24 protein-coding genes are annotated in these 26441 nt (G+C 66.8%); 13 read left to right on the top strand and 11 right to left on the bottom strand.

The window, feature by feature from the left end:
* The first annotated feature begins 10 nt into the window (after window positions 1–10).
* The 3 genes from C7I55_RS13480 (at window position 11) to C7I55_RS13470 (ending at window position 4183) form a co-directional block, all read left to right on the top strand.
* Window positions 11–475 carry a DUF4126 domain-containing protein gene (locus tag C7I55_RS13480; RefSeq protein WP_106513501.1) on the top strand — a complete coding sequence of 155 codons (465 nt, stop codon included), beginning with the start codon at window positions 11–13 and terminating at the stop codon, window positions 473–475.
* A 460-nt stretch (window positions 476–935) separates the two neighbouring features.
* Window positions 936–3185, top strand: coding sequence for a TonB-dependent receptor (locus C7I55_RS13475; RefSeq protein WP_106513500.1), 2250 nt, complete (start codon window positions 936–938; stop codon window positions 3183–3185).
* An 11-nt stretch (window positions 3186–3196) separates the two neighbouring features.
* Window positions 3197–4183, top strand: coding sequence for a 4Fe-4S dicluster domain-containing protein (locus tag C7I55_RS13470; protein WP_106513499.1), 987 nt, complete (start codon window positions 3197–3199; stop codon window positions 4181–4183).
* Window positions 4184–4309: 126 nt separating this feature from the next.
* Here C7I55_RS13470 and C7I55_RS13465 read toward each other — a convergent pair whose 3' ends face one another.
* The 5 genes from C7I55_RS13465 to C7I55_RS13445 are packed head-to-tail and all read right to left on the bottom strand — an operon-like array spanning window position 4310 to window position 7937.
* Window positions 4310–5041 carry an ABC transporter ATP-binding protein gene (locus tag C7I55_RS13465; RefSeq protein WP_106513498.1) on the bottom strand — a complete coding sequence of 244 codons (732 nt, stop codon included), beginning with the start codon at window positions 5039–5041 and terminating at the stop codon, window positions 4310–4312.
* Window positions 5031–5801 (bottom strand): ABC transporter permease, encoded by a 771-nt coding sequence (locus C7I55_RS13460; protein ID WP_199192825.1) that lies wholly within the window; start codon window positions 5799–5801, stop codon window positions 5031–5033. The genes C7I55_RS13465 and C7I55_RS13460 overlap by 11 nt, the downstream gene beginning before the upstream one ends.
* 54 nt (window positions 5802–5855) lie before the next feature.
* Window positions 5856–6251: a cupredoxin domain-containing protein gene (locus tag C7I55_RS13455; RefSeq protein ID WP_199192824.1), complete on the bottom strand. Its 396-nt coding sequence runs from the start codon at window positions 6249–6251 to the stop codon at window positions 5856–5858.
* 58 nt (window positions 6252–6309) lie between these two features.
* A complete protein-coding gene (locus tag C7I55_RS13450; protein ID WP_199192823.1) occupies window positions 6310–6924 on the bottom strand; it encodes an SCO family protein in 615 nt (204 codons plus the stop codon).
* Window positions 6921–7937, bottom strand: coding sequence for an ABC transporter substrate-binding protein (locus tag C7I55_RS13445; RefSeq protein WP_199192822.1), 1017 nt, complete (start codon window positions 7935–7937; stop codon window positions 6921–6923). Before C7I55_RS13445 ends, C7I55_RS13450 begins: the two co-directional genes overlap by 4 nt.
* Before the next feature lie 187 nt (window positions 7938–8124).
* Between C7I55_RS13445 and C7I55_RS13440 the strand changes: the two genes are divergently transcribed.
* The 9 genes from C7I55_RS13440 (at window position 8125) to C7I55_RS13400 (ending at window position 18377) form a co-directional block, all read left to right on the top strand.
* Window positions 8125–8538 (top strand): copper chaperone PCu(A)C, encoded by a 414-nt coding sequence (locus C7I55_RS13440; RefSeq protein WP_158266415.1) that lies wholly within the window; start codon window positions 8125–8127, stop codon window positions 8536–8538.
* Between the two features lie 61 nt (window positions 8539–8599).
* Entirely contained in the window at window positions 8600–9517 is a 918-nt protein-coding gene (gene ku / locus C7I55_RS13435; protein WP_106513495.1) for a non-homologous end joining protein Ku, read from the top strand.
* Between the two features lie 3 nt (window positions 9518–9520).
* Window positions 9521–12142 carry a DNA ligase D gene (gene ligD, locus C7I55_RS13430; protein WP_106513494.1) on the top strand — a complete coding sequence of 874 codons (2622 nt, stop codon included), beginning with the start codon at window positions 9521–9523 and terminating at the stop codon, window positions 12140–12142.
* 3 nt (window positions 12143–12145) lie between these two features.
* Window positions 12146–12340, top strand: a complete 195-nt coding sequence (locus tag C7I55_RS13425) for a ComEA family DNA-binding protein (protein ID WP_106513493.1) — start codon at window positions 12146–12148, stop codon at window positions 12338–12340.
* Window positions 12341–12439: 99 nt separating this feature from the next.
* A complete protein-coding gene (locus tag C7I55_RS13420) occupies window positions 12440–13951 on the top strand; it encodes an ATPase domain-containing protein (RefSeq protein WP_106513492.1) in 1512 nt (503 codons plus the stop codon).
* Complete coding sequence (locus tag C7I55_RS13415; RefSeq protein WP_106513491.1) at window positions 13935–15647, top strand: response regulator; 1713 nt, start codon at window positions 13935–13937, stop codon at window positions 15645–15647. Before C7I55_RS13420 ends, C7I55_RS13415 begins: the two co-directional genes overlap by 17 nt.
* A gap of 103 nt (window positions 15648–15750) precedes the next feature.
* Window positions 15751–16941, top strand: coding sequence for a toxic anion resistance protein (locus tag C7I55_RS13410; RefSeq protein ID WP_106513490.1), 1191 nt, complete (start codon window positions 15751–15753; stop codon window positions 16939–16941).
* Window positions 16942–17679 (top strand): hypothetical protein, encoded by a 738-nt coding sequence (locus tag C7I55_RS13405; protein WP_106513489.1) that lies wholly within the window; start codon window positions 16942–16944, stop codon window positions 17677–17679.
* Window positions 17676–18377 (top strand): hypothetical protein, encoded by a 702-nt coding sequence (locus C7I55_RS13400; RefSeq protein WP_106513488.1) that lies wholly within the window; start codon window positions 17676–17678, stop codon window positions 18375–18377. Before C7I55_RS13405 ends, C7I55_RS13400 begins: the two co-directional genes overlap by 4 nt.
* Before the next feature lies 1 nt (window position 18378).
* Here the strand turns inward: C7I55_RS13400 and C7I55_RS13395 are convergent, their stop codons facing one another.
* From C7I55_RS13395 to C7I55_RS13370, 6 genes are all read right to left on the bottom strand, one after another.
* Window positions 18379–19221, bottom strand: a complete 843-nt coding sequence (locus C7I55_RS13395; RefSeq protein WP_106513487.1) for an HpcH/HpaI aldolase/citrate lyase family protein — start codon at window positions 19219–19221, stop codon at window positions 18379–18381.
* A gap of 142 nt (window positions 19222–19363) precedes the next feature.
* Window positions 19364–19813, bottom strand: a complete 450-nt coding sequence (locus tag C7I55_RS13390) for a MaoC family dehydratase (protein WP_106513486.1) — start codon at window positions 19811–19813, stop codon at window positions 19364–19366.
* A gap of 103 nt (window positions 19814–19916) precedes the next feature.
* The gene (locus tag C7I55_RS13385) at window positions 19917–21806 is read right to left on the bottom strand and encodes an acetyl/propionyl/methylcrotonyl-CoA carboxylase subunit alpha (RefSeq protein ID WP_106513485.1); all 1890 of its coding nucleotides are present in this window, start codon (window positions 21804–21806) and stop codon (window positions 19917–19919) included.
* The gene (locus C7I55_RS13380; RefSeq protein ID WP_233222230.1) at window positions 21803–22162 is read right to left on the bottom strand and encodes an endonuclease domain-containing protein; all 360 of its coding nucleotides are present in this window, start codon (window positions 22160–22162) and stop codon (window positions 21803–21805) included. The genes C7I55_RS13385 and C7I55_RS13380 overlap by 4 nt, the downstream gene beginning before the upstream one ends.
* 127 nt (window positions 22163–22289) lie before the next feature.
* Complete coding sequence (locus C7I55_RS13375) at window positions 22290–23885, bottom strand: carboxyl transferase domain-containing protein (protein ID WP_106513483.1); 1596 nt, start codon at window positions 23883–23885, stop codon at window positions 22290–22292.
* A complete protein-coding gene (locus tag C7I55_RS13370; RefSeq protein ID WP_106513482.1) occupies window positions 23882–25036 on the bottom strand; it encodes an isovaleryl-CoA dehydrogenase in 1155 nt (384 codons plus the stop codon). The genes C7I55_RS13375 and C7I55_RS13370 overlap by 4 nt, the downstream gene beginning before the upstream one ends.
* A 214-nt stretch (window positions 25037–25250) precedes the next feature.
* Between C7I55_RS13370 and C7I55_RS13365 the strand changes: the two genes are divergently transcribed.
* Window positions 25251–26441 (top strand): acetyl-CoA C-acyltransferase, encoded by a 1191-nt coding sequence (locus C7I55_RS13365; RefSeq protein ID WP_106513481.1) that lies wholly within the window; start codon window positions 25251–25253, stop codon window positions 26439–26441.

Below are 26441 nucleotides of genomic sequence, written 5' to 3'. Positions count from 1 at the left end.
GAGAACATCCATGCTGCGTTCCTTTCTCATCGGGCTGGTCGCCGGCCAACGCGGCATGACGCCGCTCGCGGTGATCGCCACCGCCACGCGCGGCCAGGAGATTCCAGCCGCGCTGCCGCTCCAGAGCCTCATGCTGAATCCGGTGATCGCGGCGGGTACCGCCGCATTCGCGGCAGCCGAGATGGCGGGCGACAAGATGAAGACCGCGCCCGACCGGACGGTGCCGATCGGCCTTGCCGTACGCTGCATAACCGCCGCTTATGCGGGCGCCGCGCTCGCACCGCGTGACAGGCGGGCACTGGGTGCCGCCGTTGCGGTCGGCACCGCCATCGCCTCGTCCTACCTCGGGCTTGCTGCCCGCAAATGGGGGATGCGCCGCTATGGCCAGACTGCAACCGGCTTTGTCGAGGATGCGATCGTCTTCGGCAGCGGGCTGGCGATCGCCAATCCCGCACTGTTCGGCCGCAGGCGCTGACCTCGCGCTGACATCAGCGCTCCGGCCCTTTCCTCAAGGAAGTACAGCGTGCCTGCAGACTTCGAGGGCAGCCCGCGCGAGAAGGGACCATCGGGTGCACCGCACGCGCCCTGCCCCGCTTGGTCGCCCTGACGCGCCGGGCGTCGATGCTCCTGGGCGCCCGTCACCTGCAGCGCAGGCAACGGGCGGGAGCAGCTTGCCGGAGCTCGGCGCGCCGGCAGATCTGCCCGTGGATTCGGACGCCTGCAGTCTGATGCCCCGCTGAATATGATCGCCCGAGCGGCTTCCCGGTCTGCGATTACAGTGTAGGCACGTACCTACCTTGTGCCCGCTGTGCCACAGAGTCCGGGCCAGCGCCGGGAATCGTCGGCCAACGAGGAAAAGGGGCCTTGTCAGCACGAGATTTCCCGCCCCAATCATCGCTGCGGGGCCCGGAAGTCCGGGTGCAGGGGAATGCCGAATGCAACGAATCCTGGAGCCGCTTCTTCGCGGATTGTCACTGCTTACGCTTTGCTCATCGCCTGCTCTGGCCGACAGCGGCGACGCGCCGGTCGACACAGCTGCGCACGCAGCGGACGACAGCGCGGTCGCGAACGCATCGGACGAGATCTTCGTCACCGCGCGCAAGCGCGCCGAAACGCTTCAGGACGTGCCGATGGCGGTGACGGCGGTCGGCGGTGCCGAGCTCGAGCGGCGTGGCGTGCAGGACGTCAATGATCTCACCGCCGAGGTTCCGGGGCTGTTCACGGCGCCCGGCAGCGTCAACAACAGCGCCGACTTCGCCTACCTGACCATGCGGGGCGTCGGGTTCAACGCCGGGCTGGAGCCGGCGGTCGGGGTGTTCGTCGACGGCATGTACCTTCCGCAGATGGGCTTCGACGCAAGCTTCCTCGATCTCGACCGGGTCGAAGTGCTGCGAGGTCCGCAAGGCACCCTGTTCGGTCGCAACACGCAGGGCGGCGCGGTCAATCTGGTAACGCGCATGCCCGGACCGGATCTGCGCGCACGCCTCCTCCTGGAGGCTGCGCAGTTCGACAGCTACAGGCTCCAGGGTGCGATCAGCGGCCAGATCGGCGCGCAGCTTTATGCCGGGATCACCGCCGAGCATCGCCGCTCCGACGGCTTTCTTCGCAACATCGTCGGCGGCGGCAGGCAGGACTGGTTCCGCCAGAGCGCTGTGCGGGGAACGCTGCGCTGGGCGCCGAGCGATTCGATCGACGTGGCCCTCATCGGCGACTGGAGCGACCGCGACTATAACGAGGCGATCCGCGGGGTGCGCCTGGCCACCCGCCGCTACGAGAGCGTGGTCGATCAGGACGCGCCGGACCGCAAGGACAGCCGCGGCGGCCAGCTCAACGTCGCCGCGCAGCTCGGCGGCGGCGTGACGCTGACCTCGATCAGCGGCGTTCGTTACACGAGCTCCGACGTGTTCACCGACATGGACAGTCGCATCACCGCGCAAAATCCGGTGACCCTGCCCGCCTCCCCGCCGCTTGCGCAAACGCCGCAAAGCTTTCGAGGCGCGACCCTGGACGTCGCAATCCAGCAGCGCTTCGCCAGCCAGGAGCTGCGGCTGAACGGACGCGCTGGGTCGATCGACTGGTTGGTCGGCGGATATGTCTTCGATCAGCGGCAGGACCAGCGGCGCGATCGGCGTGTCGGTCGTGGTGTCGCCCCCTTCCCGGCCGCGCTCTACATCTACGAGGATTACCGGGACGATCGGGACGGCGTCGCCGCCTTCGCCAACGCGATCTACCATGTCACCGACACGATCGAAGCGAGCGCCGGCGGGCGCTGGTCGCACGAGACGGTGGTCGGCACCGGGCAGCGCATCCAGGTGTTCGGCCCACCAATCAACTCCGTCCAGCCGGTCGTGCGGGACGCCCGCGACGATTTCGACAACGTCTCCTGGACAGGCTCGATCGCCTACCGCCCGGATCCCGACATCCTGCTCTACGCCACCTACGCGGAAGGCTGGAAGGCGGGCGGTATCAACCGCTTCCCCGGCAATGCGGCGAGCAATCTGCCGTACAAGGATGAATCGTCGCAGAATTACGAGATTGGCGCAAAAACCCGCCTGTTCGACCGACGGGCGACGTTCAACCTCGCTTTCTACCACATCGACATCCGCAACCAGCAATTGATCAACGTCATCCCGACCGGCGGGCCGACCCCGGTCAGCGTCGTCGAAAGCGCCGCGCGTGCGCATGTCGACGGAGTCGAGGCCGAGTTCGTCGCCACTCTGTCCGATCGGCTCCAGCTGCGCGGATCGGCGTCCTATTCCCGGTCGCGGTTCGACGATTTCGTGCGGGTGTTCACCGCTGCCGATCGTACCGACTTCTCCGGCACCCCGTTCGAGAACGTGCCGGAGACGACGCTGTTCGCGGCCGCGGACTATGCGGTGCCGCTCGGCACGGGCCGGCGGATCGCACTGCATGCGGAATACCGGTATGTCGATGCGATCACCTATCAGGACAATACGCGGGCATCGCGTTCGGGCGATCAGCTGACCGCTCCCGCTTACGAGCGGGTCGACGTCAGCGTCAGCTACGAGGGCCGGCGCGGCCTGCGCCTCACCGCCTATGTCGACAATGTGTTCGACAGCTTCGACTACAGCTTCCCGTCCAGCGATCCCTTACTGGGGGGCGACCTCTTCGTTGTGCCGCTGCCGCCGCGCCAGTTCGGCGTGCGCGCCGCCGTCGATCTGTGAGGAGAGCGAAGATGCCGCGCCGAGCCCCGCGCTCCTATTCACCGTCAGCCGCCGTTTCCGCCGCGATGCCCGATGCCTCAGGGAACGCGATCAACGGTCTTGGCGAGCGGGAGCCCCGGCGTGCCTCGCCGATGTTCTGGCATCCCGCGGATCAGCACCCGTTCGGCGCCGTGCAGGCGCTGGCCGGCGCGTCGTGCCGGGTGACGGAGGAAGCGCGCAATGCCTTCGCCGCCGCCTACGACCATCCGCCGCTGGAGCCGATCGCGCCGGAGCGGGCGGCGCGGACACCCGAGGCGTGGACGACGCTGGCGCGGGAATTCGCACTCGCAAATGAGGCCGATCTGTTCGGCGCCACGCCGCTGAAGGACCACCATGTCGTCGAGGGCTATTCGATCGAAGAGCCGAACGTGATCATCCTGGGCGTCTCCCACGATTATGAGCGGCTGCGCCAGCTCCCGAGCACGCCGGACAACGGGACCGGCATCGCCGAGGTCGGCCGGCAATATGCCCGCGGCACCCGCACGGCGTTCGCTCTGGCCAACTGGATCCGGCGCCAGGGCTTCTCGGCGCACGCATTCCCGGGTCCGCGCGCCTCGGCGCTGCTGCTGATCCCACCGGCGATCGAGGCAGGATTGGGCGAGCTCGGCAAGCACGGCTCGCTAATCAATCGAACCTACGGATCCAACCTCCGCCTTGCCGGAGTGACCACCGACATGCCGCTCGCCTTCGGCCATAGCGACGCCTTCGGCGCCGACGATTTCTGCACCCATTGCCGTATCTGCGCCGACGCCTGCCCACCTGGCGCGATCGGCGACTCCAAGCAGTGGGTGCGCGGGGTCGAGCGGTGGTATGTCGATTTCGACACCTGCATCCCCTACTTCGCCGACAATGCCGGCTGCGGCCTGTGCATCGCCGTCTGTCCCTGGGCACGGCCCGGGATCGCCGACACCCTGCTGGTCAAGATGGCGAGACGTCGCGCAACGGATTCAAAGGACTGACGAGATCGATCCGGCCTTCCGGGCGACGACGGCGTTGCCGGGCGAGAGCAAGGATCGGCAACGCGCGACCGGCTTGCGCCGTCGAAGGAAGACACCCGGACAGCGTGCCCCCGCGCAGCCGTTGGCTTAAAGCCCCAACTCCTTGAGGATCGCTTCGCGAAGCTCTTGCGCTCTCGGGTCCGAGAGTTTCCGGGGATGCGGCAGCTCCACGTCGAACGTGGTCTGGATGGTCGTCGGCCGCTGCGACAGCACCAGGATTCGATCGGCAAGGAAGATCGCCTCCTCCACGTCGTGGGTGATCAGCAGCACCGTGTGACGCTCCTCGTCCAGGATGCGCCGCAGCTCGGTCTGCATCTTCAGGCTCATCAGGGCGTCCAAAGCCGAAAATGGCTCGTCCATGTACAGGATTTCGGGCTTCACCACGAGGGCGCGGGCAATCTCTACCCGCTTCAGCATGCCGCCCGACAATTCGTGGGCATAGGATTGCTCGAACCCGGCGAGTCCGACCATCTCGATATAGCGGTCGGCTAGCTCCCGGTGGTTGCGATGCTTGGTGCCGCTCAGCGCAAACATGAGGTTCGCGTGCACGGTCAGCCACGGGAACACCGATCCGTGCTGGGAAATCATGATTCCGTTGCGGCTGGGGCCGACGCGATCGACGCCGTCGATGCGGATCGCTCCCCGGTCCGCACGCTCGAAGCCCGCCATGATGTTCAGCAGCGTCGATTTGCCGCAGCCCGAGGGGCCGACGATCGCCACGAACTCGCCGTCGCGGACGTCGAACGAGACATCCTCGACGACCGGAAGCGCGCCGAAGCTCTTGTGGATCCGGTCGATGACGATCTTCTTATCGGACATAGCGCCACTTCACGATATCCATCTGCTCCAGCAGGCGCGTGATGCCGTCGAGCAGCAATCCGATCACGCCGATGATGATCATGCTTGCGATGACGAGATCGTAGCGGTTGCCTGCGTTTCGCGAATCCATGATCAGATAGCCGAGGCCGGTATTCAGCGCGATCATCTCCGCGGCCACCACGACCAGCCACGCGACGCCGAGCCCGATGCGCATTCCGACGATGATCTCCGGCAACACCGCAGGGATGACGACGCGGCGGAACAGCGTCCAACGGGAGACGCCGAAGTTCGCCGCAGCCCGGAGGTAACGCCGGTCGATCGTTCGAACGCCGACGATCGTCTGCACCATCATCGGAAATACCGACGAGATGAAGATCAGGAAGATCGGCGAGAAGTCGCCGACTCCGAACCACAGAATGGCGACGGGGATCCAGGCGATCGGGGAAATCGGCCGCAACATCTGGAAGAGCGGATTGAGCGTGTAGAATGCCGCCGAGACCCAGCCCATCCAGAGGCCGAGCGGAACGCCGATCAGGAAGGCGAGGCCGAACCCGATCTCGACCCGGAACAGCGACGCTTCGATATGCTGCCACAAGGTACCGTCCTTGGCCAGCGCCCACGCCCCCGTGGCGACCTCCCCGGGCGTCGGGAATATTGCGCTGTCGCTTCTCGCCACGATGATCCACCACAAGGCGATCAGCGATCCGATCAGCAGCGTCGGCGCCGCGAACCGCACGAGCTTGCTATCGACTTCCCTCACCGTCCCCCCTTTGTCCTTCCGCCCGTCCTTCGGCGTGATTGCCGGCGTGTCGGATCACCGTTTGCCGATCCATTCATTCCAGCGCCAGCGCAACCGTTTCCAGCCCGGCGTGGGTGCCGGGTCAACGATGATCGTGAGTTGCCCGTCGGCATGCGCGCTGCACAGAAAACTATAGGTCGATGCCATCGAGAACGGCATGCGAAACGTCTGGCCGGGCATGATCAGCGTCGGGCCGAAAATGTGCGGCGCGGCGTCCCGGTTCTTCAGCACCAGAACGTCGTTGAGCCCCAGCGTAAGTCGGATCGTTTGCGGCAGGATCTCGCCGTGCCCGCCGGCAAGGCGGCGCGCAGACGTACCCGGCGGGATCTCGAAACTCTCGTCGCGGGAAGCCGCGTGGACGGGCGCCAGCGCAGCCCAGCCCAGCCCGGCGAGGAGGAGCAACGCCGCCACGGCCGCCGCGATGCGGCTGCGTTTCCCGCGCGCCTGGGAAGAGCGGACCCGCATGAGGTCAGGCCTGCCCGAGCAGCATCTTGATGTCGTGCACGAAGTCTGCCGGATCGCGCCCGTACGGCATCATCGCACGCAGCCTCCCGGCCGGATCGATCAGGAAGATCGACGAGGTATGGACCATCGCATAATCGGAGCCGGTGCCGTTCCGTTCGGCCGTGACACCATAGGCCTTGCGCACCGCGGCGAGCGCGTCCGAGTCACCGGTGGCGCCGACGAAGCTCTTGTCGAACGCGGCAAGATACGCCCGCATCCCGGCCGGCGTGTCGCGCTCCGGATCGACGGTCACGAAGATCACCTGCACCGCATCGGCGGCATTGCCGAGGCTGCGGCGGGCCTGCGCCAGTGTCGACAGCGTCGTCGGACAGACCGCTGCGCAATTGGTGAAGCCGAACGTCAGCAGCACGACCTTGCCGCGATGGGGCGCCAGCGCCGCGGTCGTTCCGGCCGAACCGCGCAACGAGAAGTCCGGGGCGGCGCGGGGCGGCTCGTAGGCGCCTGCGCGCAGCCCTTCGATCGGCGCGGGCCCATGCGGAAGGAACGTCGCGGCGCCCACGGCCAGCAGCAGCACGAGCGCCAGTACGGCGACGAAAGTCGGCGCGCGCGGTGCCGTCACAACGCGATCGACGCCGGCCGTGCCGCGCGCGCGAAGCTCTCGTCCACATAGCGGGCGTAAGCGACCGGGCGGGGCAGCGTGCCGGCCGCCACGGCCAGCCCCATCAGCTCGTCGAATTCTCGCGGAACCATTCGCAAGTCCCCATAGGTCACACGGTCCGACGGGTTGTTCATGACAAAGCGGAGGATCGCGGGATCCTGGTTGAAGAATCGCGGCCGGGCGGCGATCTCGACCGCCTTTTCGCGGTTTTCCGGCCGGGAATCGAGCCATCTGCCGGCCGCCAGCACGTAATTGACCATGTTCTGCACCACCGGTCTGTTCGTCCGGATCAACTCCTCGCGAACGGTCAGCACGCAACACATGTATCGGGGCCACTCGTCGCGGGTCATCCGAAGAACCCGGGCATAGCCGGCGCTCTGCGCCGCTGCCCCGAACGGCTCCCCAGTGCAATAGGCGTCGATCCCTCTCACGTAGAGCGCGGCCGGCATGTCCGCGGGCGCCATCTCGACCACGTCGACATCGTCCGGAGTCATCCCCTCATTGGCCAGCATCTTGCGCAGGAACAGGAAATCGACTGCAAAGCGGCTCGGTATTGCGATGCGCTTGCCCGCAAGGTCACGAAATTGGCGAAATGGCGATTTGGCGTGAACCATGATCACCGCACCCGACCGGTGGCCGATGGACACGATCTTGACCGGCACATTCTTGCTGGCGAGGTCCATCACCAGCGGAGCGAGCATATAGGCCGCCTGAACGTCGCCCGACATCAGCGATTCCTTCAGCTCCGGCCAGCCATTGTACCGGCTGTAGCCGAAGGCGAGTTGCGCCGCGTCGCGGGTGCCGAACGGGTTCGCGGCCTCATTGGCCGCGCAGGCGATCGGCAGCGTCAGGTTGCAGGTCACGGCCAGGCCGCCGACGGTCAGCGGGTCGGCGACTTCGTCGGGCGACAGCAGCCTGCGCGCCGGGAGCGCAAGGGCGGCGAGCGCCCCAACGCCGAGCGCGCCGCGCAGCAACAGCCGCCGGTCTATGCTCCGACCCGCCTTAAATGATGAGAGCCCGCTTCCCATTGCTTCAGCGTCAGCCTAGCAACCGGTGCCTGCTCCCACAAGCAGTCGGAGGCGGCGCGCGTTGTCGTAAGCCGACGAGGCATCAGGAAAACGTACAAGGAGAGGTCTGGTGAGACGTTGGGGCTGGACGATCGTGCTGACCGCGGCGCTTGCGTCCTGCACGCGGCCGGCTGCACTCGAAGTCACGGATGCTTGGTCACGGGAAACCGTCGGGCAATCGGCGAATGCCGCTGTTTTCATGACCGTCAGATCGCGCACCGCGGACCGGCTCATCGGCGCCTCTACGCCCCTGGCGCGAAAGACCGATCTCATGACGATGGAAGGCGGCAGCGCCGCGATGGGAATGAAGTACCTCGATTCGATCGATATTCCCGCCAACGCCACGGTGCGCCTGAACCCCGCCGGATTGCACGTCTGGCTGGCCGGATTGAACCGCCCCTTGCAACGCGGCCAGACCTTTGCGCTCACGCTCGTATTCGAAAATGCGGGGGAACGACGGGTTGACGTGTCGATCATCGGAGCGACCTCGGCACCTCCGTCCCGGTAAGAAGGAACCCGCGACCCTCCCGTCGATTGAATCGGAAACGAATCGATCCGGAGCATGTTCGATGGCCGCACGCGCATATTGGAAGGGGCAGATCAGGCTCGCTTTGGTCTCGATCCCGGTCGAGATCTTCAGCGCGACCAAAAGCGGCGCCGCGATCGCGTTCAACCAGATCCACGAACCGACCGGCAAGCGCATCAAGTACGAAAAGGTGGTGCCCGGGGTCGGCCCGGTCGACCCGGAAGACATCGTCAAGGGCTTCCAGTACGAGAAAGGCTCCTACGTCCTCGTCAACGACGAGGAGCTGGAGGCGGTGAAGCTCGAATCGAAGAAGACGCTCGAGCTCACCCAGTTCGTCGATTATGACGAAGTCGACGTCCTCTATTACGAGAAACCTTATTACGTCGTGCCGGCCGACGATCTCGCCGAGGAAGCGTTCATCGTGCTTCGCGAGGCGCTGCGGCGGACACGCAAGGTCGGTGTCGGCCAGCTTGCGCTGCGCGGCCGCGAATATCTGGTCAGCCTGAAGCCGTGCGGGCGCGGCCTGGTGCTCGAGACTTTGCGCTACGCCGACGAGGTCAACAAGGCGCGCGACTATTTCCGCGACATCTCCGATGCCAAGCCGGACGAGGATCTGCTCGACCTCGCCGAGACCCTGATCGAGCGCAAGACGGCCGATTTCGACGCCTCCAAGTTCCACGACCGCTATATCGAGGCGGTCCAGGACCTGATCGAACGCAAGCGCAAGGGCGCGACCATCCATCCAGAGGAAGAAGAGGCGCCGGCCAAGGGCACCAACGTCATCGATCTGATGGCGGCGCTGAAGCGCTCGATCGAGAAACCGGGGGCGGCCCCGGCAAGCGAGGACAAGAAGGCGCCGGCGAAGAAGGCCGCCGCAAAGGGCGCGGCCAAGGCACCCGCCAAGAAGGTGCCCGCCAAGGCGGCGCCTGCAAAGGCCGCGCCTGCGAGGAAGCGCGCGTAAGCCGTGGCCAAACCCGCCGATCCGCTCGAAACCTACAACCAGAAGCGCGACTTCGCGAAAACCGCGGAGCCCCGGGGCACGTTCGACACGCTCTCTTGGGGAGAGGGTCATGGCTTCATGGTCCAGAAGCACGACGCGACCCGGCTTCATTACGATTTCCGGCTCGAGCTCGACGGGGTGCTGAAAAGCTGGGCGGTGCCGAACGGCCCCAGCCTCGATCCCGCGGACAAGCGCCTCGCCGTCCGCACCGAGGATCATCCCCTGTCCTACGCGACCTTCGAGGGCATCATTCCCAAGGGCGAATATGGCGGCGGCACGGTGATGCTGTGGGATCGCGGCATCTGGATCCCCCATCCCGGCAAGGACCCGCGCAAGACGCTGGAGGAAGGCCATCTCCACTTCACCCTCGACGGCGAGCGGATGCAGGGCGAGTGGATCATGATCCGGATGAAGGGCCGTCCGCGCGACCGCGGCGAGAACTGGATCCTGAAGAAGGTCACCGACGAGCATGCCGGCGGCGCGATGGCCCTCACCGAGCGCTTTCTCACCAGCATCAAGACCGGCCGAACGATGCAGGAAATCGCCTCTGAGGCGAAAGCCAAGGAGCTGAAGAGCTGGCTGGCGGGGCTTAATCCTCCCCGAGCTCGTCTCGGGGAGGGGGACCAGCCGAAGGCTGGTAGAGGGCCGAACGGCACCAGCGGCAGTTCGAAGCCTGATGTAGAGACAACCAGGGGCCGAATTGCCCCTCCACCCCGCCGCACCGCGGCGCGGTCCCCCTCCCCGAGCAAAGCTCGAGGAGGATCAAAGGCGGCCGCCCTCCCCGCCTTCCGCGAGCCGCAGAAGGCAACCCTCGCCGATCACGTGCCCTCCGGGTCCGGCTGGATCCACGAGATGAAATATGACGGCTATCGCTGCCTGCTCGCGATCGCCGGCGGCAAGGCGAAGGTCTATACGCGTTCAGGCCTCGACTGGTCGGACAAGTTCCCGGAAATCGTAGACGCTGCGGCGTCGCTGGAGGTCGGTTCCGCTTTGCTCGACGGCGAGATCGTCAGCCTCGACGACAAGGGGTCGTCGAGCTTCTCCGCGCTCCAGCAGGCGATCAGCGAGGGCGGCCGCGGCCTGACCCTGTTCCTGTTCGACGCACTCGAGATCGACGGCGAGGACGTGTCGAGCCTCCCCAATATCGAGCGCAAGGGCCGCCTCGCGACTTTGGTCGGGGAAGGCAAGCCCCCCACCCTCCTCTACGCCGAGCATATCGTCGGCCATGGCGAGGAGCTGTTCCAGGCGATGTGCGCGGCCGGCCAGGAAGGCATCATCTCCAAGCGCGCCGACGCACCCTATCGCTCGACCCGCACCAAGACCTGGCTCAAGATCAAGTGCATCCAGCGCCAGGAATTCGTGATCATCGGCTGGACCCCGAGCGACGCCAAGGCACGGGGCTTTCGCTCGCTGCTGCTCGCGGTCAACGAAGGCGGGTCCTTGCGCTATGTCGGCAAGGTCGGCACCGGCTTCTCGATGGCGCTGATCCAGGACCTGCTTGCGAAGTTCAGGCCGATCGAGGTCAAGACCGCGCCCACCGCGGTGCCCCGCGCGGAGGCGCGCGGTGCGCACTGGGTGGAGCCGAAGCTGGTCTGCGAGATCGCCTTCGCCGAATTCACCTCCGAAGGCGTGATCCGCCACGGCAGCTTCCTCGGCCTGCGCGGCGACAAGCCGGCGCGCGAAGTCGTTCGCGAGCTGCCGCAGCCCATTCCCGAAGCGCCCGCCGACACGATCAAGATCACCAATCCCGAGCGGGTGATCTTCCCCGATGCCAACGTCACCAAACAGGAACTGGTCGATTATTATCGAGCGGTCGGCGCGCTGATGATGCCCTGGTCGGCAAACCGGCCGCTCAGCCTCGTCCGCTGTCCGCAGGGCCGCGACAAGAAATGCTTTTTCCAGAAGCACAATACCGGAAGCTTCGGCAAAGATGTTCACCAGATCGGGATCACCGAAAAGAATGGCGGCAGCGAAGAGTATGTGTTCGTCGAAGAGGTCGCCGGCCTGATCGCCTGCGTGCAGATGGGCACGATCGAGTTTCACGGCTGGGGCTCGCCGATCGCCGACATCGAAAAGCCGGACCGGCTGGTCTTCGACATCGATCCCGACGAAGGCCTCGATTTCGCGGAGACCAAGCGGGCGGCGCGGGATCTGCACCGCTACCTCGCCGACATGGGTCTGCAGAGCTTTCCGTTGCTCACCGGCGGCAAGGGCGTCCACGTCGTCGTGCCGCTGACGCCCGAGGCCGAGTGGCCGCAGGTCAAGGATTTCGCCCAGCGTTTCTGCATCGCGCTCGCCACCGCCGAGCCCGAACGATTCACGGCCAATCTTGCCAAGGCCAAGCGCAAGGGCCGGATGTTCCTCGATTACCTCCGCAACCAGCGCGGTGCGACCGCGATCATGCCCTTTTCCGCCCGCGCCCGCGAAGGCGCGCCAGTTTCCGCGCCGATCAGTTGGGACGAGCTCGACGACTTCCAGAGCGGCGCGCGCTTCACCGTGCGCGATGCCGCACTGCTGCTCGAACGCGCGTCCAGCCGCGCACTCCAGGGCTGGGGAGAGGCCAGCCAGATCTTGCCGGATCTCTGACCCATGACCCTCGACATCAACAAGGCGACCAAGGAAGAACTCGATGCGCTGGAAGGCCTGCAAGGTCACGGCCACGAAATCGTTCGCTATCGCGAGGAGCGCGGGGGCTTTACCGAGTTGCGCCAGCTCGATGAAGTCCCGGGACTTACCGGCAAGGTGCGTGATGACGTGCTCGAACGGCTCGAGGTTCGAGCGTGACTGGGAACCTCACAACCTACGATCTGTTTCGTCTCGGCGACATATGTTAGTCGCGCCGCTGTCCCGGGGCGCGTCGCGGGCGGGCTGCGGGGAGCAAGAATGAGCGGAGAAGAAGAATTGGTCGACGAAGGCGGACCGGTCACGTCCGGATTGCCTGAACTCGATTATATCCTGGCGGGCGGATTCGCAGCCAACCGGGTCCACCTCGTCGAGGGCGAGCCGGGCGCCGGCAAGACGACGCTCGGCCTGCAATTCCTGCTCGAAGGCAAACGCAAGAACGAGCGCTGCCTCTACATCACCCTGTCCGAAAGCCGCGACGAGCTTCACCACGTCGCCCGCACCCATCAATGGGATCTCGAGGGGATCGAGATCTTCGAACTGGTGCCGCCCGAGCTCAGCCTCGATTCCGAGCGCGAGCAGTCGATCGTCTACGCCTCCGATCTGGAGCTCGGCGAAACCGTCGGCATGGTCATGGAGGAAGTACAGCGGGTCGCGCCGGCGCGGGTCGTGTTCGACAGCCTGTCCGAAATCCGGCTGCTGGCGCAGGGACCGCTGCGCTTTCGCCGTCAGGTGCTCGCGCTCAAACATTATTTCGCCCAGCGCAAATGCACCGTCCTGTTCCTCGACGATCTCACCCAGACCGCCGACGATCTCAGCCTGCACAGCCTCGCCCACGGCGTGCTGAGGCTGGATCAGACCGCCGCCGGCTATGGCTCGGAGCGACGCCGGCTGCGGATCTGGAAGATGCGCGGTCGCGGCTTCCGGGGCGGCTATCACGACATCACGATCCAGACCGGGGGCATGCGGATCTTCCCGCGTCTGGTCGCCGCATCCCACCCCGACAGCGGCCACCTAGACGCACAGGCGAAAAGCGGCATCGCGGAGCTCGACGCGCTGGTCGGCGGCGGACTCGATTACGGCACCGCCAATCTGATCATTGGTCCCTCCGGATCGGGCAAGTCGACCCTGACGCTGCAATATGTGTTCGCCGGTCTGGAGCGCGGCGAAAAGGTGCTGGTGGTCAGCTTCGACGAGACCGAGCGGGTGTTCATGCGCCGTGCCTCGGGGCTCGGAATGGATCTTGGCGCGCATCTCGAAAGCGGCCTGTTCACCTTCCGCCAGGTCGATCCTGCGGAGCTCTCGCCGGGCGAGCTCACCTCGCTGTTGCGCGAACAGGTGGGATCGGGGACGAGCATCGTCGTGCTGGACTCCCTCACCGGCTACCAGCATGCGATGGCCGACGAGAAATACATGCTCCTCCAGATGCATGAGATCGTCACCTATTTGAACCAGCAAAACGTGCTCACCTTCCTGATTCTCGCGCAGAGCGGGATGGTCGGGCAGATGCAGTCGCCGGTCGATCTCACCTATCTCTCCGACGCGGTGATCCTGCTTCGCTTCTTCGAGGCGCAGGGAAGGATTCGCCGCGCTTTGTCGATGCTCAAGAAGCGCACCGGTGCGCATGAATCGACCATCCGCGAGCTGATGATCGACGCCGGCGGCCTTCAGGTCGGCGATACGCTGGACGGCTTCCGCGGCGTGCTCACCGGCGTTCCAGTGCTGGAGGGCGAGGCCCAACTGATCGAAGAGCGCAGTGACCGGCGCGGCTGACGATGTCTTCCTGGTGATCGCCCCGTCGGGGCGCGATGCCAAGGTGGTCGGCGACCTGCTCGGCAGCGCCGGGCTCGCCTGGCAGGGCGACAATGACGGCGAGGCCCTGCTCGAGGCGCTCACCAGCGGCAACGGCGCCGGCGCGATCATCACCGACGATGCCCTGTCGCGGATCGATCCGACAAGGCTGCGCGACGCGATCGAGCGGCAGCCGCCCTGGTCGGACTTTCCGTTCGTGCTGCTCACCCGGCGCGGCGAGACCCGCCAGGGCTCGCGCGCGATCGAGGAACTCGTCAACGTCACCATCCTCGAACGCCCGCTTCATCCGGCCTCGCTGATCAGTGCCGCGCGGGCCGCCTTGCGCGGCCGTCGCCGCCAGCGCCTCGCCGCCCGCCATCTCGCCGACCTCGAGGCCGCCCAGGCGCAATTGCGCGAGCTTGCCGGCTCGCTCGAGGCCAAGGTGAGGGAGCGAACCCGCGATCTCGCTGCCGCGAACGACCGGCTGACCGCGGAGATCGCCGAGCGCGAAAAGGCCGAGAGCCGGCTCCTCCAGGCCCAGAAGATGGAAGCGGTTGGGCAGCTGACCGGCGGCATCGCTCACGATTTCAACAATCTGCTGACCGCGATCGTCGGCTCGCTCGATCTGCTGCTGCGCCGCACCGACGACGAGCGCTTGCGGCGGCTCGCCGGCAATGCGCTCGAAGCGGGCGAGCGCGGCGCCCGCCTCACCGGCCAGCTGCTCGCCTTCTCGCGGCGGCAGCGCCTCTCGCCCACCCCGGTGCAGCCCAACGAGATCGTCTCGGGCATGGGCGATCTTCTCGCCCGCTCGATCGGCCCGCACGTCCGGGTCGAGACCCGCCTCGATCCCAATCTCTGGCAGGCGCTCGCCGATCCGACCCAGCTTGAGGTGATGATCCTCAACCTCGCGATCAACGCCCGCGACGCGATGCCCTCCGGGGGCAGGCTGACGATCTCGACTGCGAACCTCGAACATGTGCCGACGCCGCTCGAAACCGAGCTCTCGCCGGGCGAATATGTCACGATCGCGGTCGCCGACACCGGCAGCGGGATGAGCCCGGCCGTGCTCGCCCGGGCGTTCGAGCCCTTCTTCACGACCAAGGAACAGGGCAAGGGCACCGGGCTCGGCCTCGCCCAGCTCTACGGCTTCGCCAAGCAATCCGGCGGCACCGCCCGGATCGAAAGCCGCGAGGGCGAAGGCACCAAGGTCACCATCTATCTTCCGCGCACCCGGCTGGAGAGCCAGAGCGAGGCGCCGCGCCAGATCGAGATCCGCCCCGCGCCGCGCACCCGCGTCCTCGTCGTCGACGACGACGACGACGTCCGGCTCGTCGCCGCCGCGATGGTGGAGGAGCTCGGCTACGACGTCATCGCCGAACCGAGCGGCGAAGCGGCGCTGAAGCGGCTCGAACAGCAGAATTTCTCGCTGCTGCTCACCGACGTCGCCATGCCCGGGATGAACGGTGTCGAGCTCGCCGCGCGCGCCAGCGAGATCCGGCCCGATCTGCCGGTCCTGTTCGCCAGCGGCTATGCTGACATCCAGACGTTCGGCGACGAGCTCAGCGAGGACCGGCTGCTGAAGAAACCTTACCGGATTGCCGACGTCGCGGCGCGGATCGCAGCGGTGCTGTCGGCGCATCGGACGAGCGGAGACATCGTCCCGCTGCGACGATCCTGACCCGAAGTCGGCCAGGTGTGTTAGTGAAATATGGCACTTTTCCCCTTGCACTGACCCTTGGCCCTGCCCCATTTAGCCGGAGATCAATTGCGAGGGAGCGACGATGGCCACGGAAACCAAGCTCAAGCTGGAAGCGCCCGAAGCGCTGACCACGGTCGAGCCTGAGCAGGCAGCCGGCCTGGTGCCGATCGAGGACGGGGTCAAATCCAAGCTGGAGACGGTCGCCGACAAGTTCGTCGCCGATCTCGTCGCCGCCGACGCCAACAGCCCGGAATTCGGCCGCAAGGTCGACGAGCTTACCAACATGGGCCGCAAGCAGATCGCCGATGCGGCCGGCGCCTCCAACCGCTTCCTCGATCGGCCGGTCAAGGCGATCGACGCCGACAACGGCATCGGCGCAAACTTGAGCGAGCTTCGCCGTACCGTCGAGGATCTCGATCCCGGCAAGCAGGGCAATCTGCTCGCGCCGAAGAAATTGTTCGGGATCATCCCGTTCGGCAGCAAGATGCGCAACTATTTCGACAGCTACAAGAGCGCGCAGAGTCACATCTCGTCCGTCCTTTCGAGCCTCGCCTCGGGCAAGGACGAGCTGCTGATGGACAATGCCGCGATCGACACCGAGCGTGCGTCGCTGTGGAAGACGATGGGTCAGCTCGAGCAGATGATCCACATCTCCAAGCTGCTGGACGCCAAGCTGGAGGAGAAGGCCAATGAGCTCGACGCGACCGAGCCGGCCAAGGCCAAGGCGCTCCGCGAAACCGCGCTCTTCTACACCCGTCAGCGCACCACCGATCTGCTCACCCAGATGGCAGTCACGGTGCAGGGCTATCTCGCCCTCGATCTCGTCAAGAAGAACAATGTCGAGCTGATCAAGGGCGTCGACCGCGCCTCGACGACCACCGTCTCCGCGCTGCGCACGGCGGTGACGGTCGCGCAGGCGCTGACGAACCAGAAACTGGTGCTCGACCAGATCACCGCGCTCAACACGACCACGGCGAACGTGATCGATTCGACCGGCACGATGCTGCGCAACCAGACCGCGCAGATCCACCAGCAGGCGGCATCGGCGACGATCCCGCTGGAGACGCTGCAGCGCGCCTTCCAGAACATCTACGACACGATGGACAGCATCGATCAGTTCAAGCTGCAGGCGCTGTCGAGCATGAAGCAGACCGTCAACACGCTCTCGACCGAAGTCGAGAAGAGCCGCGGCTACATCGCCCGCGCCGAGGGCGTCGAGCAGAACCGCATCGCGGGCGGCAGCAGCACGTCGTTGCTCGCGCCGGTCAGCTAAATGGCCGGTCCCCCGCGCAGCGTCGACGAAGCCATCGCCCGGTTCGACGAGGTGGTCGCGCGCTATGACGGGACCAGCCGCGAAGCCGCGGTCGCGCGGCGCCGGCACGTTCAGCGGGCGGCGCGCTCGCTCGGCAAGCGCCTCGCCGGCATGGGCGCAGCGATCGTCGCGCTGATCGTCGCGACCATCGCCTTCGGGCTGATCGTCGGGCCGATCGGGATCAACGGCCTGTTCGTCGTCGCCTTTCTGACCCTCGTCATCCTCCTGCTCTTCTCCTTCTGGCCGAGCGAGCCGAAGCGGGTCGCCTATTCGGAGCAGCTTCCGACCAAGGCCGTGGTTCGCCAGCTCGACAGCCTGCTGGTCCGCGAGCGTGCGGCCTTGCCGCCGCCGGCGGCGCGGCGGGTCGACGAGATCAGCGCGACCCTGCCCCTGCTGGAATCCCGGCTGGCGGAAATCGACGCCTTGGATCCGCTGGCGCAAGACGCCCGCCGGCTGATGGGCAAGCACCTCCCCGATCTGCTCGAACGGTACGAGCGCGTGCCCGCCCAGTACCGGCAGGAGCGCGACGGCGAAGGGCTGACGGTTGACGAGCGGCTGGTGTCGAGCCTCGATGCCGCGCGCGGCACGCTCGACGAGATTGCCGCCAAGCTCGCCGAGAGCGAGCGCCAGAAGTTCGAGACCCAGGGCCGTTTCATCGAGAGCCGCTACAAGGATCCGAGCGGCCTCTCCAACCCGTGATCAAGCACGTTCTCGGGGACGTCGTCGGCGCTGCCGGCGATTTCCTGCGCCGCCACCTCAAGTCCAAGGCCGTCCGCGAGGCGGAGAAACGGCGCCAGGAGCGGCGCAAGCAGGCGGCGTGGCTCAAGGTCCGGAAAGCCGGCGCGCTCGGCAGCGCCTCGGCAATCGGGGCGTTCGGCTATGCGATGACGGTCGCCCCGGTGACGATGGCGGCGCTCGCGGCGGGCGCCGCCGCAGTTGCGGGGATGGCGGCGTCGGGCCTGTGGCGCGGGCGCGAGCCTGCAAGCTTCTCCCGCGAGGAGCTCGCCGCTTTGCCCTGCCGTGCCGAGGAATGGCTGCTCGACCAGCGGCTCGCGCTTCCGGACAGCGTCTCCGGCTCGATCGACTCGATCCTCGTCAATTTCGGCGACCTCCCCGCCCACCTTGCTGAAGCCGATCCGCGCTCGACCCTGGCGTGGGACGCCCGCAAGCTGATCGGCGAGCATCTGCCGAACCTGGTCGATTCCTGGTGCAAACTCCCCGCCCTCACCCGCGACCGCGACGTCGAGACCCGGCGCCGGTTCGAGGAGGGCCTCGCCACGATCGCCCAGGAGATCGCCCGTCTGACCGAGGAAGCGAGCCGGGCCGAGCGGATGCGCGTCGAGACCCATGGCCGCTACCTGGACGCCCGCTACAAGGACGGGCTCTCCGGCAGCTGAGCTATTCGGCGGCCGCGGCGAGGATGCGCTGGGCCTGAACCAGATGCGGGCGGTCGATCATCCGCCCATCGAGCGACAGGGCGCCGGCATTCGGCGCCGCTGCGAACGCCGCGACCACGGCCTGCGCATGGGCGATCTCGGCCGCGCTCGGCGTGAACGCGGCGTTGATCACCGGCACCTGCGCCGGGTGGATCGCCATCATGCCGGTAAAGCCGTCGCGCCGCGCGCTGGCGGCATAAGCGGCAAGGCCGTCGAGATCGCGGAAGGCGGGATAGACCGTCTCGATCGGCCGCACCCGCGCCGCCGCGGCGCCGAACAGGCAGAGCGAGCGGGCGAGCTGATAAGGCGGCGTGTAGGAATTGTCCTCCTCGCGCGACGTCGTCGCGCCGATCGCCGCGGGCAGATCCTCGGCACCCCACGTCAGGCCCTCGAGCCGCTTGGCGCCGCCATAGGTGCCGAGCTGGAACATCGCCGCAGGCGTTTCGGTGGCGATGGCGAGAATGCGGGCGGTGGCATTGCCCCGCTGGGTCAGCCGCCGGGCGAGGTCGTCGACCGAAGGACCGCCCTCCGCCTTGGGCAGGACGATCCCGTCCGGGCGCGCCGCGACCAGGGCGTCGAGATCGCGATCGGCCTCGTCCGTGTCGAGCGGATTGATCCGCACCCAGAGATTGGCCGCCGGATTGGCGGCGACGAACGCGCACACCGCGCGGCGCGCCTCCGGCTTGGCCGAGGCCGCCACCGCATCCTCGAGATCGAGGATCAGCGCGTCGGCGCCCGAGCCGAGCGCCTTTTCCATCCGGTCCGGCCGATCGCCCGGGACGAACAGGAGCGAACGCAGCTTCACAAAGATCCTCCCCGGTACGGGGAGGGGGACCAGCCGAAGGCTGGTGGAGGGGCTGGCACGGCGGTGTCAGGGCAGCCCCTCCACCCCCGCCTGCGGCGGCGGTCCCCCTCCCCGTACCGGGGAGGATCGGGGACAAGGGTTCTCATCCCCGCCTCCGCAGCAGCGCCGTCCGCTCGCACACGCAGACGAGCTCGTCGCGCTGGTTCAGCATGCGGTGCTCGAAAGTGACGATCCCCGCGTCCGGGCGCGAGCGACTGTCCTTGAGCCCGATCACCTCGGTCTCGGCGCGAAGCGTGTCGCCGATGAACACGGGCTTGGGCATCCGCACCTTGTCGTAGCCGAGATTGGCGACCAGCGTGCCGAGCGTGGTGTCGCCGACCGACAGGCCGACCATCAAGGCGAAGGTGAAGGTGCCGTTGACGACGATCCGGCCGAACTCGGTGGTCGCCGCATATTCGGCGTCGATGTGCAGCGGCTGCGGGTTGTGGGTGAGCGTGGAAATCAGGAGGTTGTCGGTCTCGGTGACGGTGCGATGCGGCTGATGGCTAAGCCGGTCGCCCAGGGTCCACTCATCAAAGAAGCGCCCGGCCATTACAGGCCCGTCATCCCGGCGAAGGCCGGGACCTCAGCGGGATACAGGCACAGGTGCATTCGTGTCCTGAGATCCCCGCCTGCGCCGGGATGACGGATTTCGATCATGCGTCCCCCTTGTCCACCCGCACCAGCAACATTCCCTCGGTGACCTGCTCGCCCTCGCCGACCTGCAGCTCGGCGACGATGCCGTCGAAAGGCGCGACCAGGCTGTGCTCCATCTTCATCGCCTCGAGCGTGACCAGCTTCTGGCCCTTGACCACCGTGTCGCCCTGTCGGGTGTCGACCGAAAGCACGCGGCCGGGCATCGGCGACACCAGGCTCCCGTCCGAAGCCGCGCCGCCCGCCGCACCGCCACCGACGCCGGGGAGCGTGAAGGCGAAGGCCTGGCCCGCCGAGAAGACGAGGACATTCTCGCCCCGCGCGGTTGCAATACCTTCGATCGGCGGATCGCCGCCGGCATCAATCAGCCGCGTCTCGCCGCCATGGGCGATCGCCACCTTGAGATCGGGCGCGACGTTGAGCCGGAAACCCTGCAGCGAGTCCCACGGCTCGCCTTCTTCGCCGCGGCCGAAATCGGAGGCGAGCATGGCGGTGGCGGCGAGGTTCCAGACCGACTCCGGCGCACCGAGTTCCGGCACCAGCCGATCGATGCGCGACGGGATGAATGCGGTGTCGACGTCGCCGCTGCGGAAATCAGGGTCGTCGGCAGCGCGCGCCAGGAAGGCGGCGTTGGTCCTGACCGGCCACACTTCGAGCTGGTCGAGCGTGTCGATCAGTCGGTCGATCGCCTCGTCGCGGCTCGGCGCAGAGGCAATCAGCTTGGCGATCATCGGATCGTAATAGGGGCTGATCCGGTCCCCTTCCTCGACGCCGGTGTCGATGCGCACGCCGCGGCCGAGCACGAAATGGTCGAGGCGCCCGGTCGACGGCAGGAATTCGTGGGCAGGGTCCTCGGCGTAGAGCCGCGCCTCCATCGCATGGCCGCGGATCCGAAGATCCTCCTGGCGCAGCGGCAGCCGCTCGCCGCTGGCGACGCGAAGCTGCCATTCGACCAGATCCTGGCCGGTAATCTCCTCGGTCACCGGATGCTCGACCTGAAGGCGCGTGTTCATTTCCATGAACCAGATCCGATCGGGCCGGAGACCCTCCGACGCATCGGCGATGAACTCGATCGTCCCCGCGCCGACATAATCGACCGCCTGCGCCGCCTTGACCGCGGCACCGCAGACGGCGGTGCGGGTGACCTCGTCCATGCCGGGCGCCGGCGCTTCCTCGATCACCTTCTGGTGGCGGCGCTGCAGCGAGCAATCGCGCTCGAACAGGTGGACGACATTGCCGTGGCTGTCGCCGAACACCTGCACCTCGATATGGCGCGGTCGCTCGATATATTTCTCGATCAGCACCCGGTCGTCGCCGAACGACGCCGCCGCCTCGCGCTTGCACGACGCCAGCATGTCGTCGAACTCGGCGGCTGCATTGACCCGCCGCATCCCCTTGCCGCCGCCGCCGGCAACCGCCTTGATCAGCACCGGATAGCCGATCGCATCCGACTCCGCCTTGAGTCGGGCGGGGGACTGGTCGTCGCCGAGATAGCCGGGCGTGGTCGGCACCCCGGCTTCGTCCATGAGCCGTTTGGCGGCATCCTTGAGCCCCATCGCGCGGATCGAGGCCGGCGTCGGGCCGACCCAGATCAGACCGGCATCGAGCACCGCCTGCGCGAAATCGGCATTTTCGGAGAGAAAGCCGTAGCCCGGGTGGATCGCCTCGGCCCCGGTCTCCCGCGCCGCGGCAAGGATCTTCTCGCCGACGAGATAGCTTTCCCGCGCCGGCGACGCGCCGATATGCACGGCGGTGTCGGCCTCACGGACATGCAGCGCATGCCGATCCGCATCCGAGAACACCGCGACGGTACGAATTCCGAGCCGCCGCGCGGTCCGGATCACCCGACACGCAATCTCGCCCCGGTTGGCGATGAGCAGGGAGCGGATCATGTATCCTCCCCGGTACGGGGAGGGGGACCGCGCCGCGTAGCGGCGTGGTGGAGGGGCTGCTCCGAGCTACACCGAGACGTCACGAGCTTGAGCACCCCTTCCAAATTCGGAAAAACGTCACGAGCAGCGATGCGCAAGGTCGAGAACCCTTGATCCGCCAGCCATTCGTCGCGGACCTCATCCCTAAACTGAGCACTGGCGGCATCATGCATTTGGCCATCAATCTCGATTGCCACGCGAGAGCTCAAACAAACGAAATCGAGCACGAATGGCCCGGCAGGATGCTGCCGTCTGAACTTCAATCCGGCCGGCCGCTTGCGAAGCTCGCGCCAGAGCAAGACCTCCGGCAACGACATTTCTCTCCTGAGCGTGCGTGCTCTGCCGATGATCGGAGCCGATCCGGTCAGCATCGTGCCAGCCCCTCCACCATGCTGCGCATGGTCCCCCTCCCCGTACCGGGGAGGATTTCAGGTTCAGCGCCCCTCACATCCGGAACACGCCGAAGCGTGCCCTCTCCGCAATCGGTGCGTTCAGGCAGGCGCTGAACGCGAGGCCCAGCACGTCGCGCGTTTGCGCCGGGTCGATGATGCCGTCGTCCCACAGCCGCGCGGTCGCGTAATAGGGGTTGCCTTCGTCTTCGTAGCGCTGCCGGATCGGCGCCTTGAACGCTTCAGCCTGCTCGGGAGTCCAGCTGTCGGCATCCTTGTGGACGGTCGCCAGCACGCTCGCCGCCTGCTCGCCGCCCATCACACTGATCCGGCTGTTGGGCCAGGTGAACAGGAAGCGGGGGCCGTAGGCGCGGCCGTTCATGCCGTAATTGCCGGCGCCGAAGCTGCCGCCGATCAGGACGGTGACCTTGGGCACCTGCGCCGTCGCAACCGCGGTGACGAGCTTGGCGCCGTCCTTGGCGATGCCGCCGGCTTCATATTTGCCGCCGACCATGAAGCCGGAGATATTCTGCAGAAACAGCAAGGGCGTGCGGCGCTGGCAGGCGAGCTCGATGAAGTGTGCGCCCTTGAGCGCGCTTTCCGAGAACAGGATTCCGTTATTGGCCAGAATCGCCACCGGCATGCCCCAGATCCGCGCGAAGCCGCAGACCAGGGTGGTGCCGTAAAGCGGCTTGAATTCGTGCAGCTCGGAGCCGTCGACGATCCGCGCGATCACCTCGCGCACGTCATAGGGCGTGCGAACGTCGTCGGGGATGATACCGTAGAGATCGTCGGCATCGAGCTTCGGCGGCACCGCCTCGGCGACATCGATATCGACCTGCTTCACCGTGTTCAGCCGCGCGACGATGCTGCGCACGATCGCCAGCGCATGCGCGTCATTTTCCGCGACATGGTCGACCACGCCCGAACGGCGGCCATGCACGTCGGCGCCGCCGAGATCCTCGGCCGAGATCACCTCGCCAGTCGCTGCCTTGACCAGAGGCGGCCCGCCCAGAAAGATGGTGCCCTGGTTGCGGACGATCACGCTCTCGTCCGACATCGCCGGCACATAGGCGCCGCCGGCGGTACAACTTCCCATCACGCAGGCGATCTGCGCGATCCCTTCCGCCGACATCTGCGCCTGGTTGTAGAAGATGCGGCCGAAATGCTCGCGATCGGGAAAGACCTCGGCCTGGTGCGGCAGATTGGCACCGCCGCTGTCGACCAGATAGATGCACGGCAGCCGGTTCTCGCGGGCGATCTCCTGCGCGCGCAGATGCTTCTTCACGGTCAGCGGGAAATAGGCGCCGCCCTTCACCGTCGGATCGTTGGCGACGATCATGCACTCGCGCCCCGACACGCGGCCGATCCCCGCGATCACGCCGGCGCCCGGCGCTTCATCGCCATACATGCCGTTGGCGGCGAGCTGTCCGATCTCCAGGAACGGCGCACCCGGATCGAGCAGGCGAGTCACCCGGTCGCGCGGCAGCAATTTGCCGCGCGCGACGTGGCGCTCGCGATGCTTCTCCGGCCCGCCGAGCGCGGCGCGCGCGACATTGGTACGCAATTGCTCGACGAGCCCGCGATTGTGCGCGGCAAAGCGGCGGAAGGTCTCGGCGCCGTCGTCGATCTTGCTCGTCAGCACGGTCATGCGGCGCCGATCAGCTCGCGCCCGATCAGCATGCGCCGGATCTCATTGGTGCCGGCACCGATGTCGAGCAACTTGGCGTCGCGCATGTAGCGCTCGACCGGCCAGTCCTTGGTGTAGCCGGCGCCGCCGAGCGCCTGGATCGCCTCGAGCGCGACCCGGACCGCATTTTCGGACGCGTAGAGAATCGCGCCGGCGGCATCGAAGCGCGTCGTCTTGCCGGCGTCGCACGCCCGCGCCACCGCATAGACGTAGGCGCGCGCCGAAATGAGCGCGACATACATGTCGGCGACCTTGGCCTGCATCAGCTGGAACGATCCGATCGCTTGGCCGAACTGCTTGCGCTCGCGGATATAGGGAAGCACCACGTCGAGGCACGCCTGCATGATGCCGAGCTGGATTCCGGCGAGCACGGTGCGCTCGTAATCGAGCCCCGACATCAGCACCCCGACGCCGCCATTTTCCGGCCCCATCACTTGCTCTTCGGGCACCTCGCAATCGTTGAAGACGAGCTCGCCGGTCGGCGATCCGCGCATGCCCATCTTGTCGAGCTTCTGGCCGAGCGAGAAGCCCGGCATGTCCTTCTCGATGATGAAGGTGGTGATCCCGCGCGAGCCTTCGCCGGTCTTGGCGTAGACCACCAGAGTATCGGCATGATGGGCGTTGGTGATCCAGAATTTCGTGCCGTTCAGCACATAGCGGTCGCCGCGTTTCTCGGCGCGCAGCTTCATGGAGACGACGTCCGATCCCGCGCCCGCCTCCGACATCGCAAGCGATCCGATATGCTCGCCGCTGATCAGCTTCGGCAGATATTTCTGCTTCTGCTCGGCATTGCCCCAGCGTCGGATCTGGTTGACACAGAGATTGGAATGCGCGCCGTAGGACAGGCCGATCGAGGCCGAGGCCCGCGCCACTTCTTCCTGGGCGACGACATGTTCGAGATAGCCGAGGCCGAGCCCGCCATATTCCTCTTCCACGGTGATGCCGTGCAGCCCGAGCGCGCCCATTTCGGGCCAGAGCTCCGTCGGAAACCAGTCCTCCGCGTCGATGCGCGCGGCCAGCGGCGCGATGCGATCGGCGGCGAACCGGGCGGTGGTCTCGCGGATGGCGTCCGCCATCTCGCCGAGCGCGAAATCGAGCCCGAAATCGGCCATTCTTGTCTCTCCTGTTGCAGGCGCCCTAGCAGAGCCCGCGATATTTGAACAAGCACGGCCGAAAGCCTATCTGATGGCCATAAGATCCTCCCCGGTACGGGGAGGGGAACCAAGCGAAGCTTGGTGGAGGGGCTGGCACCAAGGCCGAGACAGCCCCTTCGTCAGCGCTTCGCGCTGCCACCTCCCCGTTCCGGGGAGGAGTTGAAGGAAAATCATGAGCACCGCCGATCCGATCGTCATCCTGTCCTACGCCCGCACGCCGATGGGAAGCTTCCAGGGTGCGCTTGCCGGCGCATCGGCGACCGAACTCGGCGCCGGCGCCGTCGGCGCCGCGGTCGCGCGCGCCGGCATCGCGCATGAGGCGATCGAGAAGATCTACATGGGCTGCGTGCTTCCCGCCGGTCTCGGCCAAGCGCCGGCCCGCCAGGCCGCGCTCAAGGCGGGCCTGCCGACCCATATCGAGGCGACCACGGTCAACAAGATGTGCGGATCGGGCATGCAGGCCGCGATCATGGCCGCCGACACGCTCGCCGCCGGCTCGGCCGACCTGATCGTCGCCGGCGGCATGGAGAGCATGTCGAACGCGCCCTATCTGATGACGAAGCATCGCGGCGGCGCCCGCATCGGCCACGACAAGATCTTGGACCACATGTTCTTCGACGGGCTAGAGGATGCCTATGAGCAGGGCCGGCTGATGGGCAGCTTCGCCGAGGAAGCCGCGACCGAATATCAGTTCACCCGCGCCGCCCAGGACGATTATGCGATCGCCTCCTTGAGCCGCGCCCAGAAGGCACAGGCGGAAGGCTGGTTCGCCCGCGAGATCGTGGCGGTCGAGATTGCCGGCCGCAAGGGCGCAACCATCGTTGCAGACGACGAGCAGCCGGCCAAGGGTGATCCGTCCAAGATCCCGAGCCTGAAGCCCGCTTTCGCCAAGGACGGAACGATCACTGCGGCCAACGCCTCGTCGATCTCGGACGGCGCCGCGGCGCTCGTGATCACGCGGCAATCGGTCGCAGATCGGCTCGGCATCACGCCGGTCGCCCGCATCGTCGCCCACGCCGCGCACGCGCATCAGCCGTCGCGCTTCACCACCGCCCCCGTCGGCGCGATGCAGAAGGCGCTGGAGCGCGCGGGCTGGTCGGTCAAGGACGTCGACCTGTTCGAGGTCAACGAGGCGTTCGCCTGCGTGGCGATGATCGCCATGCAGGATCTCGGCATCGGTCACGACATCATCAACGTCCATGGCGGTGCGACCGCACTCGGCCACCCGATCGGTGCGAGCGGGGCGCGGGTGCTGGCGACCTTGCTCTCCGCGCTCGAGACCCACGGTCAGAAACGCGGCCTCGCCAGCCTGTGCATCGGCGGCGGCGAAGCCACCGCGATGGCGGTCGAACTGCTGAACTGA

The organism is Allosphingosinicella deserti (assembly GCF_003012735.1).
Taxonomy (GTDB): Bacteria; Pseudomonadota; Alphaproteobacteria; order Sphingomonadales; family Sphingomonadaceae; genus Allosphingosinicella; species Allosphingosinicella deserti.
This window is presented reverse-complemented; position numbering and strand designations above follow the sequence as displayed.